This is a genomic window from Streptomyces hygroscopicus subsp. hygroscopicus, from assembly GCF_030269125.1.
In the GTDB taxonomy this organism is placed as follows: domain Bacteria; phylum Actinomycetota; class Actinomycetes; order Streptomycetales; family Streptomycetaceae; genus Streptomyces; species Streptomyces hygroscopicus_C.
This window is the reverse complement of the sequence record NZ_BSSM01000018.1, coordinates 1-19514: the sequence shown is the minus strand read 5'-3', so window position 1 is coordinate 19514 and position 19514 is coordinate 1. Positions and strand designations below refer to the sequence as shown.

Sequence of the window (19514 nt, the reverse complement as noted above, 5' to 3'; positions counted from 1 at the left end):
CAACGCTGTTGCCAAAGTGCAAGCGGCGGGGAGAATGGGCGTGTGAGCGAGGACAGGGTGAACAGTGGGCGGGCCGGAGCGAACCTGGGCGTGGTGCGGTCGCACAACAGCGCGCTGGTGCTGTCCCTGCTGCGCGGGGCCGGGGCGGACGGGATCAGCCGGCTGGAACTGGCCGAGCGGACCGGGCTGACCCCGCAGGCCGTCAGCAAGATCACCGGTCGGCTGCGGGAGGCGGGGCTCGCGGCGGAGGCGGGACGGCGGGCGTCCACCGGCGGCAAGCCGCGGACGGTGCTGCGACTGGTGCCGGAGGCGGGGCACGCGGTCGGGGTGCAGATGGACCGCGACGCGCTGCGGGTGGTGCTCGTGCGACTGGACGGGGCCGTGGTGGGGGAGCGGCGGGAGGGGCTGGACCTCGGGGCGGGGGCGGAGGCCGTGCTCGGGGTGGTCGTGGCGGCGGTGCGGGAGACCGTCCGGTCGTTCCTGGGGTCCGGGGAACTCACGGAGGCCGGGTCGCTGCTGGGGGTGGGGGTGGCACTGCCGGGGCCGCTCGACCACGCGCGGGGGGTGCTGCACCGGGTGACCGGGTTCCCGGGCTGGGACGGGTTTCCCCTGCGGGACGCGCTCCGCGAGCGGTTGGGCGTGCCGGTGGTCGTGGACAAGGACACGAACGCGGCGGCGGTCGGGCTCGCGGCGGGAGGCGAGGGCGGATCCTTCGCGTATCTCCATCTCGGTACGGGGCTCGGCGCCGGGCTGGTGATCGGCGGCCGGGTGCACCGGGGGGCGCGGACCGGGGCGGGCGAGTTCGGGCACCAGGTCGTGCAGCTGGACGGTCCCCGCTGCGAGTGCGGGGACCGGGGGTGCCTGGAGGTGCTGTGCCTGTCCGCCGTGGCGCGGGGCGAGGTGGAGACGGCGGCGCGGGTGCTGGGGGTGGGGGCCGGGAACCTGGTGGGACTGCTGGACATCGACCGGGTGCTGCTCGGTGGGCGGACGGTACTGCGCGATCCCTCGCCGTTCGTGCGGGGCGTGTCGGAGGTGCTGGACGCGCGGGCGCGGCGGGAGGGGCTGCGGGAGGAGGCCGCGGTGGGGGTCGTGCGGCAGGGGGAGCGGGTCGTCTCCCTGGGCGCGGCGGAGATGGTGCTGGGGGTGGGGGTCTTCGGGCGGGGGGAGGGATGAGCGGCACGACTGCCCGCGGGGGGCGTCGGCGGGCACGCCTCGCGGTGCCCGCCCCGAAGGGGCGCGGGAACCGCGGCCTGATCACCGAGGGGAATCTCGTCTCGGCGGTGCGCATGACCGGCAGGTAGGACGACGCGACCACGGCGCCGCACGGCCGCGTCCTGGAGCAGCTCGGCCGCCAGCGCGGGATCCGCACGTCCTTGCCTCGGCGACTCGGTCCGGCGGCACGGTAACGGCGACCGGAGGCGCCCGGCCACCGGTTTTCGCCGCCTCATGGCCGACCCCCCCCGCCCTCATGGCCGACCCCGTCGCGTCGCGAACGCCGAACCCGTATGTGGGTACTCATGCTGGTGGAGTGGCTCGCGGGAACGGAGGTGCTTGCGATGTCGGTGATGTCTCTGAAGGCGAGAGTGGCCGTCGGGGTGGTCGGGACCGGCCTGCTCTGTGTCTCGGGCGGCGGAACGGCCGTCGCGGCCCAGGGCGCGAGCGTCAGGTACTGCGGGGTCGATCCCGCTTCCGGGCTCGGCGTGCTCGCGGGCGAGGGGGTGGCCTGCGGCGTGGCCATGCGGGTCGCCGCCGCGTACACGAAGGTCTGGCACGGCTCGGCCGGGGCCGACGTGCAGGCGGCCGGTGCACGGTGGAAGTGCCGGGAACGGCAGGGGGATCCCAACCCCTACCAGGCATGCGTGGATGTCCGGGACCGCGGACGGGTGGTCACGCTGTCCTCCTGAAGCGCGCGCCCTTTCGAACCGTACGAACCGCCAAATCGGAGGTTCCCATGAGGTCCCTGCGCCCGTGCGCGGCCGGTGCCGTCGCGCTCCTCGCGTTCTCCGCCGCCGCCCCCGCCGCCCCCGCCGCCCCCGCCGTCCCCGTCGCCCACGCGGCCGACTGCGACAAGGCCCTGGCCGCGGCCCAGAAGGCGGAGCGGGATGACGACGACCTGAAGGCGGACCTGCTGCGCAGCGTCGCCGACGGCGGGCATCCCGACGCCTCCCAGCGGCAGGCGGCGCAACAGGCCGAAAGCCTGCGCGACTCGACGGCCGTCGAGGCCGAGCACGTCTGCGCCGGCGCCTCCTGACCGACCGCCCCCTGGTTACCCGCTCCCCCGCCTGATCGCTTCGCGGCCGGCCCCCTCCTGGCGGGTCACTTCCTCACCGGCCGCCTCCCGGCTGGTCGCTTTCTCACTGGTCGCTATCTGACCGGTTGCTTCCTTGCTGGTCGTCTCCTGGCTTGCCCCCTCCGGGCTTGTCCCCCTCCTGGGCGGCCCCTGGGTGACCGCCTTCTGCCAGCCGCCTCCTGACCGCCCCCGGCTGACCGTCACCTTGGCCGACCGCTCTTGGCTGGCCGCCCCCGGCTGACCGTCACCTTGGCCGACCGCCCGTGGCTGGCCGCCCCCGGCTGACCGTCACCTTGGCCGACCGCCCGTGGCTGGCCGCCCCCGGCTGACCGTCACCTTGGCCGACCGCCCGTGGCTGGCCGCCCTTGGCTGGCCGCCCCCGGCTGACCGTCCCCGGCTGACCGTCCCCGGCTGACCGTCCCCTTGGCTGATCGCCCTGGCTGGCCGCCCCCGGCCCGCCGCCACGGCCGACCGCCTCCTGAACGACCGTTTCTGCCGCCGTGATCCCCGTCCCCGTCCCCGTTTCCGCCGCCGCGACCCCCGCCTCCGCCTCTGCCTCTGCCTCTGCCGCCGTGACCCCCGCCTCCGCCACCCCTCCCTCCACCCCTTCCGCCACCCCCTCCCTCCACCCCCTCCCTCCATCCCGTCCCCCGGACCGGTACCCGATCCCCGCTCGCCCGGTCCGCCGATCGAGGGGCGGCCAGGGCTGCTCCGGAGTGGCATCGTGCGCCCGCGCCCCCGGCCCGGCATGGTCATGTGTCCATGCGACTGTGCACGTCCCCGTCCTCCGGCCGCATCGCCCTCCGCTCCCTCGGCCTCGCCGCGGCCGCCGCCCTCGTCCCCCTTCCGGTCGCCGCCCTCCCCGCGGCCGCCACCGGTACCACCCCCACCCCGGTCCCCTCCTGCGCCTCCCCCGGCGAGCACGCCTTCCCGCTCGCCACCCGGATCCGCGGCGGCCCCACCGAGTACCGGCCCGGCGGCGACCACAGCACCTGGTACATCGACCTCACCAACACCACCAGCCGCTCCTGCGCCGGCATCCACCCGGTCGTCGTCCTCGTCGACGACCGGCACCTCCTGACGGCGGAACAGGCCCGGCTGGACTTCCACGACGGCACCCGGGTCCGGCCGGTGACGTTCGAGAGCACCGACGAGAAGGAGTTGGTAGGCGTGTTGGACGCACCCGGATTCGGCGGTTTCGGCGTGCCGCCCGGCAAGACCGTCAGCGTGCGGGTCCGCCTCGCGCTCACCCACGACGCCGCCGTCCCCGACCAGGTCACGGCCCACGCCGCCGCCGTACAGCGCCGCGGCCGGGACGGCGACTGGGTCGGGGAGTCCAACGCCTACCGGTTCGGGGTCGGCACGGAGGCTTCCCCGGCTCCCGGGCAGTCCACGGAACAGGACCCGGACGCGGAGCGGACCCCGGTCGCCCAGGACCTGCCGGGTACGGGTACGGGCACGGGTACGGGCACCGGCACGGGTACGGGCACGGACCCGCGACGACCGCAGGCCGCCGCCCCCACCGGGGCCTCTCCCTCCGACCCCCCGGCCACCGCCCCCGACTCCTCCCTCCCCTTCGCCCAGGACGCCCGGGAAGCCGGCGAACGCGCCCGCGAACTCGCCCGCACCGGCCCCGCCCTCACCCACGGCCTCCTCGCCGCCGCCGGCACCCTGCTCGCCGTGGCGGGCGCCGCGTTCCTGTCGGCCCGCAGGCGTCGCTGACTTGAGGTGCCCCCACCCCCGTCTGCGACGATCCCCGCGTGGACTACCCCTATGAGCAGGCCCCAGGCGCCCCCGTCCGGTCCGGCATCCCCGAGCACGGCAGGATCCCGAAGTACTACGCGGTGAAGGCGAGGATCGCCGCGCTGCTGGAGCAGCTGGGGGAGGACAGCGTCATCCCGACCGAGCGGGATCTCGCCGAGCGGTACGACGTCGCCCGCGAGACCGTGCGCCAGGCGGTGCGGGAGCTGGTCCTGGAGGGGCGGCTGCGCCGGCGTGGGCGCGGGACCGTGGTGGCCGGGCCGAAGCTCGCCCAGCCGCTGTCCCTCGCGAGCTACACCGAGGGCGTGCGCCGCCAGGGCCGTACCCCCGGTCGTACGCTCGTCACGCTCGACCGCTTCCCGTGTCCGCAGGCGCTGGCCGACGAGACCGGGCTGACGAAGGGCGAGCCCGTCTGGCACCTGGAGCGCGTGCTGCTCGCGGACGAGGAGCGGGTCGGCCTGGAGAGCACGTACGTCGCCGTCGAGCGGGTGCCCCGGCTGGACTCGGACTTCGACGCCGACTCCTCCTTCTACGGCTATCTCGCCGACCAGGGCATCAGCTTCGGCGACGCCGACGAGCGCCTGGAGACCGTGCTCGCCACCCCCCGCGAGGCCCTGCTCATCGGCACCCCGCCCGCCCTGCCGATGCTGCTGATCCACCGGGTGTCCCGGGACACCGACGGCCGGCCGCTGGAGCGGGTGCGGTCGCTGTACCGGGGGGACCGGTTCTCCTTCACCGCCCACCTCCAGGGCTGAGGCCACCGGGGGAGATCCGCTTCCGCCGCGAAGACACCGGTACACCGACTCCTCGATACATCACGTTAGGATAACGGGTCTAGCCCAAACGTGATGGGCAGTTCACGCCTCCGTCGACCGGCGGACGTTTCCGGTTACCGGCCCCCGAGGAGCGTTGACGTTGTGAGAGTGACAGTCGTCGGAGGCGGCGTGGTCGGCACCATGCACGCCTGGCAAGCAATCGAACGCGGCCACGAGGTCGTACAGATCGAGCGGGGGGCCGAGGCGCGCGGCGCCTCGGTGCGCAACTTCGGCCAGATCTGGGTCAGTGGCCGGGCTGGGGGAGAAGAGCTGGAGACCGCGCTGCGGGCGCGGGAACTGTGGGAGGGCATCGGCCGCCGGGTGGCGGGGCTGGGCTTCCGCGCCAACGGCTCCCTGACCCCGGTGCGCACGGACCTGGAACTGGCCGTCGCCGAGGCCGCCGTGGCCCGCCCGGACGCCGCGGCCCGCGGCTACAAGCTGCTGACCCCGGACGAGGCGCGCGCGGTCAACCCCGCCCTGCGCGGCGAGTTCATCGCCGCCCTGCACTGCGAGCGGGACGCCGCGGTCGAGCCGCGCACCGCGCAGCTCGCCCTGCGCGAGCAACTGCGCGAGTCCCCCGCCTACACCTTCCTGCCGGGCCGTGAGGTCCGCGAGGTGGTCGGTGCCGGAACCGTCCGGGACGACCACGGCGACGTGCACCACGCCGACGCGGTCGTGCTGGCCACCGGCGCCTGGCTCGGCGGTCTGGTCCGCGAGCTGGCCGGCCCCGAACTGCCCGTGCGCCGGGTCCGCTTGCAGATGATGCAGACCGAACCTCTGGGCGAGACGCTGCCCACCTCGGTCGCCGACGGCGACAGCTTCCGCTACTACCCGGCCTACGCCTCCCCGGCACTGGACGCGCTCAACGCGGGCCAGCCGCAGCCGCGGACCGCGGCCGCGCACGGGATGCAGCTGCTCATGGTCCAGCGCGCCGACGGCGGCCTGACCATCGGCGACACCCACGAGTACGAACACCCCTTCGCCTTCGACACCGTGGAGGAGCCCTACGAGCACCTCACCGGTGTCGTGGAGGGCCTGCTGGGCCGGCCGCTTCCGCGCATCCGGCACCGCTGGGCGGGCGTGTACGCGCAGTGCACCGACAAGACCCGCGTCGTACACCGCCAGCAGGTCGGCGACGGGGTATGGCTGGTCACCGGTCCCGGTGGCCGGGGCATGACCTGCTCCCCCGCGATAGCCGAGACCACCGCGAACGAACTGGGCTGGTGAGCACCCCGATGACCCACGCAGAGACCACCCCCGACATCCGGCTCCTCGTCCTCGACATGGCCGGCACCACCGTCGCCGACGGCGGGCTCGTGGAGCGCGCCTTCGCCGTGGCCGCCGCCGAACTCGGCGTCCGTGAGGGCACGGCCGAGCACGCCGGGCACCTCGCCCACGTTCGGGCCACCATGGGCGAGTCCAAGATCTCCGTCTTCCGGCACCTGTTCGGGGACGAGGAACGGGCCCGGCGTGCCAACGCCGCCTTCGAGAAGGCGTACGGCGAACTGGTCGACGGCGGCCTGATCGCCCCCGTCCCCGGCGCCCGCGAGGCCGTCGAGGAACTGCTCGCGAGCGGCCGTACCGTCGTCCTGACCACCGGCTTCGCCCGGATCACCCAGGACGCCATCCTCGCCGCCCTCGGCTGGCAGGACCTGGTCCCGCTCACCCTGTGCCCGGCCGACGCCGGCGGGCGCGGGCGGCCCTTCCCGGACATGGTCCTGGAGGCGTTCCTGCGCACCAAGGCCGCGGAGGACGTACGCCAGGTCGCCGTGATCGGGGACACCTCGTACGACGTGCTCAGCGGGGTGCGCGCCGGGGCCGGTCTCGTCGTCGGGGTGCGTACCGGGGCCCACGGCGACGACGAGTTCCGCGCCGCCGGTGCCACCCACGTCCTGGACTCGGTGGCCGGCCTGCCCGCCCTGCTCACGGGAGCGCGGTGAGATGAGCATCCGTTTCGATTCCGTCACGGTCGCCTACGACGGCGATGTCGTCCTCGACGCCCTCGATCTGACCGTCGAGCCCGGCGAGGTCATGGCGCTCCTCGGGCCCTCCGGCTCCGGCAAGACCACCGCGCTGCGGGCGGTCGCCGGGTTCGTCCGGCCCGCGTCCGGGCGGGTGCTCCTCGGCGGCCGGGACGTGACGGACCTGCCGCCGTACCGGCGGGGCGTCGGGATGGTCGTCCAGCAGTACGCGCTCTTCCCGCACATGCGGGTCGACGAGAACGTGGCCTTCGGCCTCAGGGCGCGCGGGACGGCCAGGAGCGAGATACGCCGACGGGTCGCCGAGGCCCTGGAGATGACCGGTATGGCCGCCTACGCCCGCCGCCATCCGCGCGAGCTGTCCGGCGGACAGCAGCAGCGCGTCGCCATCGCCCGCGCGCTCGCCATCCGGCCCGGCGTACTGCTCCTCGACGAGCCGCTGTCCGCGCTCGACGCCCGGCTGCGCTCCGGGATGCTCGCCGAACTCGCCCGGCTCCACCGGGACCTGCCCGACGTCACCATGCTCTACGTCACCCACGACCAGGTCGAGGCGCTGACCCTCGCGGACCGGATCGCGGTGATGGACAAGGCGCGGCTGCGGGCCTGCGGAACCCCGCGGGAGCTGTACCGGGCACCGGCCGACGAGTTCACGGCGTCCTTCGTCGGCGGCGCGAACCTGCTGCCGGTGACGGTGGGTCGTGAGGGTGTCGGTTTCGCCGGTACCGAGGTGAAGGTCGACACGGCGGCGGCGGTCGCGGGGGCGCGGGCCACGCTGTGCGTACGGCCGCATCTGGTCGGGCTGGGCGAGGGCCCCAACCGACTCACCGGTGTCGTCCGGGAGATCCAGTGGCGGGGAGCCACGCACCGGCTCTACGTCAGGGTCGGTGAGCACGATGTCATGGCGGACGTACGGGAGCTGAAGGACCCGCCGGGTCGGGGCGACGAGGTCACGCTGCACTTCGCGTCCGACGACGCGGTGCTGCTGCCCGCGGGAGTGGGTCATGGCTGAGGCCGTCCGGACGGCGCGGGCCGTGGGGGGAGGGGCGCGCCGCCCGCGGCCGTTCGGCGCGCTGGTGTGGGCGCTGCCCCCCGTCGCCCTCCTCGCCCTCTTCTTCCTCTACCCCCTCGCCCTGGTCGTCCAGCAGTCCTTCCGGCCGGACAGCGGCGGGACCTCGGTCCAGCCGTACGCCGACGTGTTCGCGTCGGAGGCGTTCCGCAAGGCGCTCTGGACCACCGTGTGGCTGGCGCCGGCCTCCACCGCCGGGTGTCTGGTCCTCGGGTTCCTGCTCGCGCTGGTGATCGCGTTCGTGCCGTTCCCCGGGGCGAAGGCGGTGGCGCGGTTCGTGGACGTGTTCCTGTCCTTCCCGTCCTTCCTGATCACGCTGGCCCTGCTGTTCGTCTACGGCACCGTCGGCATGGCCAACGGGGCGTGGACCGGTCTCACGGGCGCCGCGCAGGGGCCGTTCCAGTTCCTGAACACGCCCTGGGGCGTGCTGCTCGCCGAGACCACCTACTTCACGCCGTTCGTGATGCGCCCGCTGCTCGCCGCGTTCTCGCAGCTGGACACCGCCCAGCTGGAGGCGGCCAGTTCGCTGGGCGCGCGGGCGCCGCGGATCGTGCGGAAGGTGATCCTGCCGGAGGCGCTGCCCGCGCTCGCGGCCGGCGGCAGCCTCGTCCTGGTGCTCTGCCTCAACGAGTTCGGCATCGTGCTCTTCACCGGAGCCAAGGGGGTCACCACCCTGCCGATGCTGGTCTACAGCAAGGCGATCCTGGAGTCCGACTACCCGGGCGCCTGCGTGGTCGCCGTCGTCAACGTCCTGATATCCGTGGGTCTTTACGGCCTCTACCGGGTGGTGAGCCGCCGTGCTGGTGCATAGCCGAGGGGCCAGGTGGGCCCTGTGGGCGGTGTTCCTCGTCCTCTTCCTGCCGCTGTTCGCGCTGCCGCTGCTCGTGGTGCTCGGCGCCTCCCTCGCCACGCACTGGTCCAGCGTCCTGCCCTCGGGCCTGACGCTCGCCAACTACCGCTCCGCGACCCGGGGCGAGGCCCTCCAGGCGCTCCTCACCAGCCTGCTCACGGCCGCCGGCGCCAGTGTGCTCGCGCTGGCCACGGGCACCTGGGCGGCGCTCGCCGGGGCGTCCCTGAAGAAGCGCGGCAAGCGGGTGCTGGACGCCCTGTTCATGCTGCCGGTCGCCGTTCCCTCGGTGGTGGTGGGGCTGTCGGTCCTGGTGGCCTTCTCCAAGCCGCCGCTGCTGCTCAACGGCACCCGGTGGATCGTGATCCTCGCGCACACCGTGCTGGTCACCGCCTTCGCCCACCAGTCCGTGTCGGCGGCGGTCACCCGCCTCGACCCGGCCTACGAACAGGCCGCCGCCTCCCTCGGCGCCCGGCCCTCCTACGTGCTGTGGCGGGTACGGCTGCCCCTGCTGCTGCCGTCGCTCACCGCGGCCGCCGGCCTCTGCTTCGCCCTGTCGATGGGCGAGTTGAGCGCCACGATGATGCTCTATCCGCCGGACTGGACCCCGCTGCCCGTCCTGATCTACGCGGCCACCGACCGCGGCGCGCTGTTCAGCGGCTCCGCCGTCGCCGTGGTGCTGATGGCCGCGACCCTGCTCGTCCTGTTCGCCGTCTCCCGGGTCCGTACCCGGGCGTCGTACCGCTGATCGCTCCCCCCGATCCCCCGAAAGCGCCAGGAGTTCCTCTCGCCATGTCCAGAACCCGACTCTCGCTCGCCATAGCCGTCACCCTGCTCGCCGCCCCCGCGCTGTCCGCCTGTGGTTCCTCCTCCGCCGCCTCCGACGCCAAGGAGGTCACCGTCTACAGCGCGGACGGCCTCAAGGGCGAGAACGGCGACGGCTGGTACGACAAGGTCTTCGCGGACTTCACCAAGAAGACCGGTATCAAGGTCAAGTACGTCGAGGGCGGCTCCGGCGAGATGGTGCAGCGCGCCGTCCGCGAGAAGAGCAACCCGCAGGCCGACGTGCTGGTCACGCTGCCGCCGTTCATCCAGCAGGCCGACGCCAAGGGCCTGCTGCAGAAGTACGAGCCCGAGGGATCCACCGCGGTCAGCGGGGCCGACAAGGCGCCCGACGGCACGTGGACCTCCGTCGTCAACAACTACTTCGGCTTCGTCTACAACAAGAAGGAGCTGACGCGGGCGCCGAAGACCTGGGACGACCTGCTCGACGCGAAGTACAGGAACAAGCTCCAGTACTCCACCCCGGGCGTCGCCGGCGACGGTACGGCCGTGCTGATCCAGACCATGCACGACCTCGGCGGCAAGGACCAGGCCCTCGCCTATCTGAAGAAGCTCCAGGCCAACAACGTCGGCCCCTCCGCCTCCACCGGCAAGCTCGCGCCCAAGGTGGACAAGGGCGAGCTGCTCGTCGCCAACGGCGACGTCCAGATGAACTACGCCCAGTCCAAGAGCATGCCCAACCTGGGCATCTGGTTCCCGGCGGGCAAGGACGGCAAGCCCTCCACCTTCGCCCTGCCCTACGCGGCGGGCCTGGTCACCAGGGCGCCGCACAGCGCGGCCGGCAGGAAGCTGCTCGACTTCATGCTGTCGCGGCAGGCGCAGACCGAGGTCAGCTCCATCGGGGGCGGGTTCTCCGCCCGCGAGGACGTCAAGGCCACCGACGCCAACGCCGTCGCCCTCACCCAGCTGATGGACGGCGTCCAGTTCTTCCAGCCGGACTGGAGCGACATCGACAAGAACCTGACGTCGTACGTCGAGGACTGGAAGTCGGCGACCGGAAGCTGATTGATTGACATCGCACCGCCCCTGGTCCGCACCGGGGGCGGTGCCATGCCGCCCTCTCCACCCGGAGGTTTCCGTGCCCCGTACACCGAAGGTGCTGGTCATAGGTCTGGACGGCGCGCTCCTCAGCCGTATCGAGGACGCCGGCGCCCCGCACCTGGCCGCGCTGATGGCCGCCGGGCTCACCGCGCCGAGCCGTATCGAGCCGCACGCGCCCACCCTGTCCGGTCCCGGATGGGCCACCGTCCTCACCGGTGTGTGGCCCGACAAGCACCACGTGCGGGACAACACCTTCAGCGGCGGCAGATTCGCCGAGTACCCGGACTTCCTCAGCCGGGTGTCGACGGCCGCTCCCGGCCTGAACACCTGCGCGGTCACCTCCTGGGCCCCGCTCGCCGAGACCGTCTTCTCCGCGAAGGTCGGCACGCGGGTGGCCACGCCGCGCGCCGAGTACGACGCCGGTACGACGTCCCGGGTGGTCGCCGAGCTGCGCGGCGGGGCACCGGACGCCCTGTTCGTGCAGCTGGACGGCATCGACCAGGCGGGTCACGAGCACGGCGCCGCCTCGCGGCAGTACCTGGAGGCCATCCGCGGCGCGGACGTCCACGTCGGACAGCTCGTGGCCGCCGTCGGTGCGCGCCCCGCGGACGAGGACTGGCTGGTCATGGTCACCGCCGACCACGGCCACACCGACACCGGCGGCCACGGCGGCCCCAGCCCGCAGGAGAGCCGGACCTTCCTGATCGCCGTCGGCGGCGGCCTCCCGCCCGGCTCCGTCCGCGACGACGTGCGGATGCCGGACGTCGCCGCCTGCGCCCTCACCCATCTCGGCATCGCCCTCGACCCGGCCTGGGGCCTGGACGGCCGCCCCCTGCACACTCCGTCGGCTACCCGCCGAACGACGGGGTACGGATCAGCCACGGCTGACTAGGCTGGGGGCGTCGGTACGCCGTGGTTCCGGCGCCCCCGCTCGTAGATCCCACGCATGCCAGGAGACGCACAACATGGCAGACCGCAAGCCGATCGAATCGTGGCTCACCGACATGGACGGCGTCCTGATCCACGAGGGCGTGCCGATCCCCGGTGCCGAGGACTTCCTGAAGAAGCTGCGCGACTCGGGCCGCCCCTTCCTCGTCCTCACCAACAACTCCATCTACACCGCCCGCGACCTGCACGCCCGGCTGCGCCGGATGGGCCTGGACGTGCCGGTGCCGAACATCTGGACCTCGGCGCTCGCGACCGCCCAGTTCCTGAACGACCAGCGGCCCGGCGGCAGCGCCTACGTCATCGGCGAGGCCGGCCTGACCACCGCGCTGCACGACGTCGGCTACGTCCTCACCGACCACGAGCCCGACTTCGTGATCCTCGGCGAGACCCGCACCTACTCCTTCGAGGCCATGACCAAGGCCGTCCGGCTGATCAACGACGGTGCCCGGTTCATCGCCACCAACCCCGACAACGTCGGCCCCTCCACCGAGGGCGCCCTGCCCGCCACCGGCTCGGTCGCCGCCCTGATCACCGCCGCGACCGGCCGCAAGCCGTACTTCGTCGGCAAGCCCAACCCGCTGATGATGCGCGCGGGCCTGAACGCGATCGGGGCCCACTCCGAGACCTCCGCGATGATCGGCGACCGGATGGACACCGATGTGCTGGCGGGCCTGGAAGCCGGCATGCGCACCTTCCTGGTGCTCAGCGGAGTGACCCGGTCGGAGGACGTGGACCGGTATCCCTTCCGGCCCTCCGAGATCGTGGACTCGATCGCGGGCCTGGTCGACCTGATCTGAAACCCGGCCTCACCCGGATGGAGCAACGGGGCACCCCCCGGGATGCGGGGGCGCCCCGGCCGGGAGAACCTCCTGAGTGTCTGGAGGTTCACGATGGGCTCACTACCCCTCACTGTGTGCGGCGGCCTCCTGGCCGTCGCCGCGCTCGGCACGTCGGCCCCCGCGGCGCACGCCGCGGACGGCGGCACCCTCGCCGCGGCGCCCGAAGCTCCCGCACCGGGGGCCGATGTGACCCTGTGGGTCACCGGCTGTACCGGACAGCAGGCCACCGCCGCCTCCCGCGCCTTCACCGCCGACGCCCGCCTCACCGGCGGCCAGGGCACGCTGTCCGGAAGGACCCGGGTCGGCTCCGCGGTCGGGCCGGGGTCCTACGACGTCAGGGTCACCTGCGCCGACCGGGTGGTCAGCGGCACGATCAGGGTCGTGGCCGGGAACGAGGCCGTGACCGGGAGCGAGGCCGTGGCCCAGGGCAAAGGAGCCTCCGCAGTCCCGGTCGACGCGGGCGCGGGCGCCGGGGCCACCGCGCACTTCGCCACCGTGGCCACCAGCGGCTCCGGACCGGACACCGCCCAGGCCGTGACAGGGCTCGCGCTCGCCTCGATCGCCGCCGTCGCCGTGGGCCTGCGCGCCCGCCGCCGGCGGCCCCGCTGAGCCGGCCTCGCTCCGGCGGACGGAGCCCGGCTCACCCCGACAGCCGTGTCCGCACGTTCCCGAAGTGGTCCCTTGCGGCACGCTCCGCCCGCGGCGAGTCCCCGGCGCGGACCGCGTCCGGGATCTCCCGGTGCCGGCGGCAGGTGACGTGGGTTCCTGCGGCACGTCCACCAGGTCCCGGCGCACCCGGTGGAAGGCGTCCCAGAACGCCTCCAGCACCTCGCTGAGCAGGGCGTCGTCCAGGCTTTGGTAGAGCGTGGCGTGGAAGGCACGGTCGGTGTCGGCGAGGCCGGCGCCCTGCGCCACCTGCTGTTCCATGCGGTCGACCAACGCGTTTGGCGATGCCCATCGCCTGGAGAGCCTTCAGCGCCTCGCGCGCCGAGTTCCGGCTCGCGCCGAGGAACTCCATCAGCTCAGGCTCGGTCGGCAGCGGTGCCCCGGGGTCAGCCGCCGGTCCACGATCAGCTTCTTGATCCGCTCCTGGAGGTCCCGCGCTGCCATGGCCGGAGGGGAGCGGCCCGGCGTCCGGGAAGACCCTCCGTCGTGCGGGGGCAGGTTCCGGCCACCGGGGCGCGGTGGCGAAGCCAGCCGCCGACGACGCGTCCGCGCGGACACGCGACAGACCGTCGCGGGGCGGGACGGGCCGGCCGGCCCGTCCCGCCCCGCGATGCGCCGTGCGGCCCCCGGCCCGCTCGCCGTCCGGGCACGGAGGTCACCGCTGCGAGACGGTGCCGTCGCTCAGCCGACGGCCACACCACTGGGGGCGGTGCCCACGGGGATCGTGACGATCACCTTCCTGGTGACCGGGTTGATCACCGAGACCGTGTTGGACAGGAGGTTGGTCACGAAGATGTGGCCGCACAGCGGGTCGGCGGCGACTCCCGTCGGCGCCTGGCCGACCGGAACCGTCCCCGAGACCGTCTCGGTCTGCCTGTTGATGACGGACACGGTGCCGGCGCCCTGGTTGGCGACGTACGCGTTGCCGCGCCACAGCGCCAGCGCGATGCCGAAGGGGGTGGCGCCCACCGGAATCGTCTTCGTGACCGAGTTGGTCCTCGTGCTGAAGACGGAGACCGCGTTGGCAGCCTGATCGGTCACGTACGCGAGGTGCCTGGACTCGTCCACGGCCACCGCGACCGGAGTGTCGCCCACGGGAACGGTGGCTGTCACCGCGTTGGTGGAGGATTTGATGACGGACACCCTGTCGGCGTTGATGTCGGTCACGTAGACACGGCCGAGCCGCCCGGCGGCGGCTACGGCGAACGGGCTGCCCCCGACGTTGATGGTCGCCGTGACCGCGTTCGTGGCCGTGTTGATCACCGAGACGGTGCCGGAGGTCTCATTGGCCACGTAGACCCGTCGCCGAGCGGAGTCCACCGCGACGCCGTAGGGCCCCGTTCCGACGGGGATGGTGGCGGTCACCGTGTTGGTGGCCGTGTTGATCACGGACACCGAGTTCCCGCCGTGGTTCGTCACGTACGCGCGCTGGAGGTCCTCGGACACCGCCACACCGAAGGGCGTCTCACCCACCGGGATGGTGCCGATCACCCTGTTGGTCGCGGTGTTGATCACGGACACCGCGTCGTCGGCCTGGTCGGCCACGTAGACGCGGTGGTCTCGCCAGCCGTCGTTCCCCCCGGAATGCCACGTCGACACCCCCGCCCCCGCATGCTCCGTCGCGGCCTGCGAGCCGGTGGCGGGGAGGACGAGGGCGAACAGCGTGACCGCCGCGGTGGTGAGCGAGAGCCCGCCGCGTCGGGCGAGGGCCCCGCGGAGAGTTCGGGTTCGGGAGGTACGCGCCGCCCGCGGGTCGTGTGTGACGTGCATGGACAACTCTCCTGACAGTCAGTGGGGTGACCGAGAACGAAGGACCGCTGCGGACGTGAGGGGCACGCTGGCGCTTCTTCACCGTTCTCTCACATGTGATCTTGGGGGGTGGGTCCGGGCCGCGCCACAGGAGATCGCCTGGATGAGCAACGGAATCACACGGGCAGGGGAGGCGGGGTGTGAGTCCCGGGGTGCTCGGGGCGGTCCGATCGCGGGTGACGCGGCGCCTCGGGCCTTGGTCGGCGGTGCGGGCCACCTGCCGCCGTGGTGAAGGGAGATGGGCCGAGCGGATGACATCGGCACCCGGGCACGAAAGGGCGGTGGTACGACGTCGCCGCACGTCGCTCACCACCCTGCCCCGGCACCTTGGAACAAGGGAGCGGGTGACGGGCCGACAGCGGGCGCGGAGGAGGGCCGGGTGCACGCGCCACCATGCCGGGTCCGCGTCGATCCGGGCGGCATCGGCACTCACCGGGCCGTGGTTGCCGTCGTCCGGTGAACGCGCGTCAGTCGGCGCCCTCCGAGCTGGCACCGACTGACGGATCCACCGTCCCCAGGGCAGAGCTGCCCACCGGCATACGGCGGCGTCGCCTTGGTCCTTCCGTTGACGGGAAAGCCGACGGCCGTTTGCCGAGCCCCGTCCGGGGGCTGTCGACCGGCGTGGATGTTTCCATTGCAGCACTCGGCGCCGGACCTCATCAAGAATTCACCGGTACCTCTCGCGCCCGTCGGATGCACACAAGAGAAATCGCCGATGTACCACCCCTGTCACGCGTAGGCGCGCGAGGTGGCGGCCTCCTGATTCCGCTTTTCCGTACGGGCGTGCATGAGTGCTTCTTCGAACTCGCGGGCGGCGGCCACCCGGGATGAATCCGCCAGCAGTGACTGAAAATGATCCATATATCCGCTGCACAGGCTGGACCGTAAATCGACGGACAGCCGGACGGCCGACGTGGCGGCGGCGCAGGCCTCCTCCACTTCCCCCGCCCGCAGTTGAGCCGTGGCCAGGAGAAGGAGGTCGATGGCCCGTCTGCGCTTGCGGGACCCGGGGTGGGCCGAGAGGGCTCGGCTCGCCTCCCGCACCGCGAGGTTCGGCCGGCCCAACGCGAGACAGCAATGAGCCAGTTCGCCGGCGAGATACGCCTGGTCGAAGTTCTCGGCCCACTCCGGTTCGCTTTCCGTCCCGGCCTGCGCCAGCGCCTCCTGGGCCTGCGCCGCGGCGTTCCGGTAGGCCGCTAGGTCGCCGGTGACGGCGTGCCCGCGGGCCTCCGATGCGTGCAGGAGCGCGCGGAGCGTCGGTGTGGCCGGCTGGGGCGTGCCCTGGAGGGCGATGCGTGCCGCCTGAACGACCATCCGATCGTGCCCGGAGGAGACCGCGAGCTGACAGATGCTCCTCGCGATGATGTAGGCGCCGTAGCCGCGATCGTCCGCCGCCTGCGAGAGCCGCAGGGCCTGGATGTAATAGCGCTGTGCGAGTCCCGGTCTGCCGACGTCGACCGCCATGTAACCCGCCAGCTCCGTCAATCGGGCCGCGCAGGCGAAGAGCCGGCGTCCCGTGCGCTGGCTGTACGAGCCCTTGAGGAGTTTCGCGACCAGGGTGTTGAGGCAGTGGACCGCCATCGGCCTTATGTGGCCGCTGCCGAAACGGTGGTCGGCGGCGGCCAGGTCCTGGGTGATCACGCGCACCGTCTCGATGTCCGCGGCGCCGACGCGGCATCCGGCCGACCGGGAGACGTCCGCGTCGGCGTGGCCTGCCAGCCAGTCCCGGCACGATGCGAGAAGCCGGGGGGTGCCCACCCTGGAACCTTGTGCGTAGGCGGGCCGACCCGCGTCGGCTCGCCATAAGCCGCAGACCTGGTCGATCGCTCCGGCCAGGGGCGGAACGAAGGTGAGTCCCGCCTTGGGCGAGTGCCGTGCCGTGAGGTCCGCCATGCCGATCTCGGCGACGGTGACCTCACGGTTGAGCTTCCTGCTCAGCACCTCGGCGACGATCTGGGGGGTCAGCCCACGTGCTTGCTGGCCCCGCAGCCAGCGGCTGACGGACGTCTTGTCGTAACGGAGGTCGAGTCCGTATTCGGCACCGCACAGGTTGATCCGGCGTGCCAGCCCGGCATTGGACACACCGGTTTCCTCGACGAGAGCCTGTAAAAGTCGATTCGGTTGACGGCCCAACAGGGGTCGAGCGGCCATGACACGCTCCTGGATATTTCGCTGATTCTCCGCGTGTTCGGCATAGCATACTCCGCCCCCTGTCCTTGTCCTGGGCATATGCGAAGGGGTGATCAAGGGGAGCCGGTGGGTGTTCGCGGTGTTGACATCCGTCCACCGAAATCACGAAAAGCCGAACGCGGACCGGGTATCCCGGTCCGCGTTCGGCGTCGGCAGTTCCCGGCTAATCGGTCAGGCAGGTGTCCCCGGCCGTTCCGGAAAGGAGGCTCGCGCCCGCCGGAGTGTAGTTGCCGCAGTTGTTCAGCGGGTTGGAGGCGACGGTGGGAGCCGCGAACCCGGAGAGAAGGCCGGGGTTGTTGTTGGTCACCGCGATCGCCCCGGTGTCGGCCGACGCGATCCCGGCGCCCGTCATCACCAGACTGCCGACGGCAACGGCGGCGAAGGACATCCTTTTTGCGAAAGTCACAGGAGTCTCCTGAGTGAAGTGCCCCGCTCGGCTTGGCGGGGTGTGGTCACACGGGAGAACGAGCGTCGATTTTCCGCAGTAACGCGGACCAAGTGCTCTCGCTCGTTTGGCCGATGGTACTTCGGTGCGGGTCTGCCGTGTCGCTACCGCGCGCGGCCGGTACCGGACGAGCCGGCTTGCCGGAGCCGCCGTGGTGACGGTGGTCGCCACGGCGGCTCGCGGAGGAGGAACGGTTGCCCGAGCGGCACCGCGGAGGGTGCCGCTCGGGCGTTTTGCGGCGTCTCTGTGAGAACGATCCGCCTTCGAGGGGCCGATCAGGCGAGGACGAGTGAGGCGGTGGCGCTGGACGGCGCGAAGGAGGACGTTCCCGCGAAGGTCGCCGTGTAGCGGCTGCCCGCCCGGATGATGGTCTGCGGGTCCACGGTCGCGTTGCTGAGCTGCGCCACGCCCGAGGCGTTCGTCACGGCCGTACCCAGCGTGGTGGTACCGACCTTGAAGGTGATCGTCTGCCCCGGCACGGGCGCGCCGGAACTGCTCACCGTCAACGTGGCCTTCAACGTGGAGACATGGGCGAGGCCGTCGGAGCCGATCGTGGCCGTCCCCGCCGTCGCCGTCAGGGTCGTCGCGGCCGGAGTCCCGCTCGTGACCGTCTGGGTGACCACCGGCGAGGTGGAGGGGTTGTAGTTGGCGCTTCCGTTGTAGACGGCGGTGAGGGAGTGGGTGCCGACGGTGAGGCTGGAGGTGGTGAGGGTGGCGGTGCCGCCGACGAGGGCGCTGGTGCCCAGCAGGGTGGCACCGTCGAAGAAGCTCACGGTTCCGGTCGGCGTGCCGGTACCCGGCGGCACGGCGGTGACGGTCGCGGTCAGCGTGACGGCCTGACCGGCGATGGACGGGTTGGGGGCGGAGGTGAGGGTGGTGGTGGTCGAGGCCTTGGTGACGGTCTGGGTGTCGACGGGGGACGCGGAGCTGCCGAAGGTGGCGTTGCCGCTGTAGACGGCGATGAGGGAGTGCGTCCCGACCGGGAGTGCGGAGGTGGTGAGGGTTGCGGTGCCGCCGCTGAGTGTGGCGGTGCCGAGGAGGGTGGCGCCGTCGAAGAAGCTGACGGTGCCGGTGGGGGTGCCGGCGCCCGGTGGTACGGCGGTGACGGTGGCCGTGAGGGTCTTGGCCTGGCCGAAGACGGAGGGGTCGGGCGCGGAGGTGAGGGTGGTGGTGGTCGCCGCCTGGGTGACCGTCTGGGTGTCCACGGGTGAGGTGGACGGGTTGAAGTTGGCGTTGCCGTTGTAGACGGCGGTGAGGGAGTGGGTGCCGACGGCGAGGGTGGAGGTGGTGAGGGTTGCGGTGCCGCCGCTGAGTGTGGCGGTGCCGAGGAGGGTGGCGCCGTCGAAGAAGCTGACGGTTCCGGTGGGTGTGCCTGCGCCCGGCGGTACGGCGGTGACCGTCGCGGTCAGGGTCTTGGCCTGGCCGAAGACGGAGGGGTCGGGGGCGGAGGTGAGGGTGGTCGTGGTCGCCACCTGGGTGACGGTCTGGATGTCTACCGGGGACGTCGATCCGGCGAAGTTTGTGCTGCCGTTGTAGACGGCGGTGAGGGAGTGGGTGCCGACGGCGAGGGTGGAGGTGGTGAGGGTTGCGGTGCCGCCGACGAGTGTGGCGGTGCCGAGGAGGGTGGCGCCGTCGAAGAAGCTGACGGTGCCGGTGGGTGTGCCGGCTCCCGGCGGTACGGCGGTGACGGTCGCGGTCAGGGTTTTCGCCTGGCCGAAGACGGAGGGGTCGGGGGCGGACGTGAGGGTGGTGGTGGTCGCCACCTGGGTCACCGTCTGGGTGTCCACGGGTGAGGTGGACGGGCTGAAGTTGGCGTTGCCGTTGTAGACGGCGGTGAGGGAGTGGGTGCCGACCGGGAGTGCGGAGGTGGTGAGGGTTGCGGTGCCGCCGCTGAGTGTGGCGGTGCCGAGGAGGGTGGCGCCGTCGAAGAAGCTGACGGTGCCGGTGGGGGTGCCGGCGCCCGGTGGTACGGCGG

The 19514-nt window shown here is 72.6% G+C and carries 18 protein-coding genes and 1 pseudogene; 14 read left to right on the top strand and 5 right to left on the bottom strand.

The genetic code is table 11. The features are described from left to right. The first annotated feature begins 42 nt into the window (after nucleotides 1–42). The 14 genes from QSK45_RS31415 (at nucleotide 43) to QSK45_RS31350 (ending at nucleotide 13038) form a co-directional block, all read left to right on the top strand. A complete protein-coding gene (locus QSK45_RS31415) occupies nucleotides 43–1173 on the top strand; it encodes an ROK family transcriptional regulator (RefSeq protein WP_285562290.1) in 1131 nt (376 codons plus the stop codon). Between the two features lie 383 nt (nucleotides 1174–1556). Beyond that, the gene (locus QSK45_RS31410) at nucleotides 1557–1904 is read left to right on the top strand and encodes a hypothetical protein (protein ID WP_285562289.1); all 348 of its coding nucleotides are present in this window, start codon (nucleotides 1557–1559) and stop codon (nucleotides 1902–1904) included. Between the two features lie 47 nt (nucleotides 1905–1951). Further along, nucleotides 1952–2251, top strand: a complete 300-nt coding sequence (locus QSK45_RS31405) for a hypothetical protein (protein WP_285562288.1) — start codon at nucleotides 1952–1954, stop codon at nucleotides 2249–2251. Nucleotides 2252–3052: 801 nt separating this feature from the next. After that, nucleotides 3053–4012, top strand: coding sequence for a hypothetical protein (locus QSK45_RS31400; protein ID WP_285562287.1), 960 nt, complete (start codon nucleotides 3053–3055; stop codon nucleotides 4010–4012). A 38-nt stretch (nucleotides 4013–4050) separates the two neighbouring features. Continuing rightward, the gene (locus QSK45_RS31395) at nucleotides 4051–4806 is read left to right on the top strand and encodes a GntR family transcriptional regulator (protein ID WP_285562286.1); all 756 of its coding nucleotides are present in this window, start codon (nucleotides 4051–4053) and stop codon (nucleotides 4804–4806) included. Between the two features lie 162 nt (nucleotides 4807–4968). Continuing rightward, nucleotides 4969–6093: a TIGR03364 family FAD-dependent oxidoreductase gene (locus tag QSK45_RS31390; protein WP_285562285.1), complete on the top strand. Its 1125-nt coding sequence runs from the start codon at nucleotides 4969–4971 to the stop codon at nucleotides 6091–6093. Between the two features lie 8 nt (nucleotides 6094–6101). Next, nucleotides 6102–6806 carry an HAD family hydrolase gene (locus QSK45_RS31385; RefSeq protein ID WP_285562284.1) on the top strand — a complete coding sequence of 235 codons (705 nt, stop codon included), beginning with the start codon at nucleotides 6102–6104 and terminating at the stop codon, nucleotides 6804–6806. A gap of 1 nt (nucleotide 6807) precedes the next feature. Beyond that, the gene (locus QSK45_RS31380) at nucleotides 6808–7854 is read left to right on the top strand and encodes an ABC transporter ATP-binding protein (protein WP_285562283.1); all 1047 of its coding nucleotides are present in this window, start codon (nucleotides 6808–6810) and stop codon (nucleotides 7852–7854) included. Continuing rightward, nucleotides 7847–8722 carry a 2-aminoethylphosphonate ABC transporter permease subunit gene (locus tag QSK45_RS31375; protein ID WP_285562282.1) on the top strand — a complete coding sequence of 292 codons (876 nt, stop codon included), beginning with the start codon at nucleotides 7847–7849 and terminating at the stop codon, nucleotides 8720–8722. Before QSK45_RS31380 ends, QSK45_RS31375 begins: the two co-directional genes overlap by 8 nt. Further along, a complete protein-coding gene (locus QSK45_RS31370) occupies nucleotides 8709–9506 on the top strand; it encodes an ABC transporter permease (protein WP_285562281.1) in 798 nt (265 codons plus the stop codon). Before QSK45_RS31375 ends, QSK45_RS31370 begins: the two co-directional genes overlap by 14 nt. Nucleotides 9507–9550: 44 nt before the next feature. Further along, a complete protein-coding gene (locus tag QSK45_RS31365; RefSeq protein WP_285562280.1) occupies nucleotides 9551–10606 on the top strand; it encodes a 2-aminoethylphosphonate ABC transporter substrate-binding protein in 1056 nt (351 codons plus the stop codon). Nucleotides 10607–10679: 73 nt separating this feature from the next. Next, on the top strand, nucleotides 10680–11534 hold the full coding sequence (locus tag QSK45_RS31360) for an alkaline phosphatase family protein (protein WP_285562279.1): 855 nt from the start codon (nucleotides 10680–10682) through the stop codon (nucleotides 11532–11534). 73 nt (nucleotides 11535–11607) lie between these two features. Beyond that, nucleotides 11608–12387 carry an HAD-IIA family hydrolase gene (locus QSK45_RS31355; protein WP_285562278.1) on the top strand — a complete coding sequence of 260 codons (780 nt, stop codon included), beginning with the start codon at nucleotides 11608–11610 and terminating at the stop codon, nucleotides 12385–12387. 93 nt (nucleotides 12388–12480) lie between these two features. Continuing rightward, the gene (locus QSK45_RS31350; RefSeq protein WP_285562277.1) at nucleotides 12481–13038 is read left to right on the top strand and encodes a hypothetical protein; all 558 of its coding nucleotides are present in this window, start codon (nucleotides 12481–12483) and stop codon (nucleotides 13036–13038) included. A 31-nt stretch (nucleotides 13039–13069) separates the two neighbouring features. On the opposite strand, the pseudogene QSK45_RS31345 reads toward QSK45_RS31350, so the two are convergent. The 5 genes and pseudogenes from QSK45_RS31345 to QSK45_RS31325 all read right to left on the bottom strand — a co-directional run. Beyond that, a pseudogene (locus QSK45_RS31345) lies at nucleotides 13070–13539 on the bottom strand (FadR/GntR family transcriptional regulator). Between the two features lie 237 nt (nucleotides 13540–13776). Next, nucleotides 13777–14865 carry a choice-of-anchor I domain-containing protein gene (locus QSK45_RS31340; RefSeq protein ID WP_285562276.1) on the bottom strand — a complete coding sequence of 363 codons (1089 nt, stop codon included), beginning with the start codon at nucleotides 14863–14865 and terminating at the stop codon, nucleotides 13777–13779. A 768-nt stretch (nucleotides 14866–15633) separates the two neighbouring features. Then, on the bottom strand, nucleotides 15634–17055 hold the full coding sequence (locus QSK45_RS31335) for an NsdA family TPR-like regulatory protein (RefSeq protein WP_490993644.1): 1422 nt from the start codon (nucleotides 17053–17055) through the stop codon (nucleotides 15634–15636). Between the two features lie 202 nt (nucleotides 17056–17257). Further along, nucleotides 17258–17500, bottom strand: a complete 243-nt coding sequence (locus QSK45_RS31330) for a chaplin family protein (RefSeq protein ID WP_285562274.1) — start codon at nucleotides 17498–17500, stop codon at nucleotides 17258–17260. Between the two features lie 314 nt (nucleotides 17501–17814). Next, nucleotides 17815–19514: Ig-like domain-containing protein (locus QSK45_RS31325; RefSeq protein WP_285562273.1), on the bottom strand; the 1700-nt coding region annotated here is incomplete at its 5' end.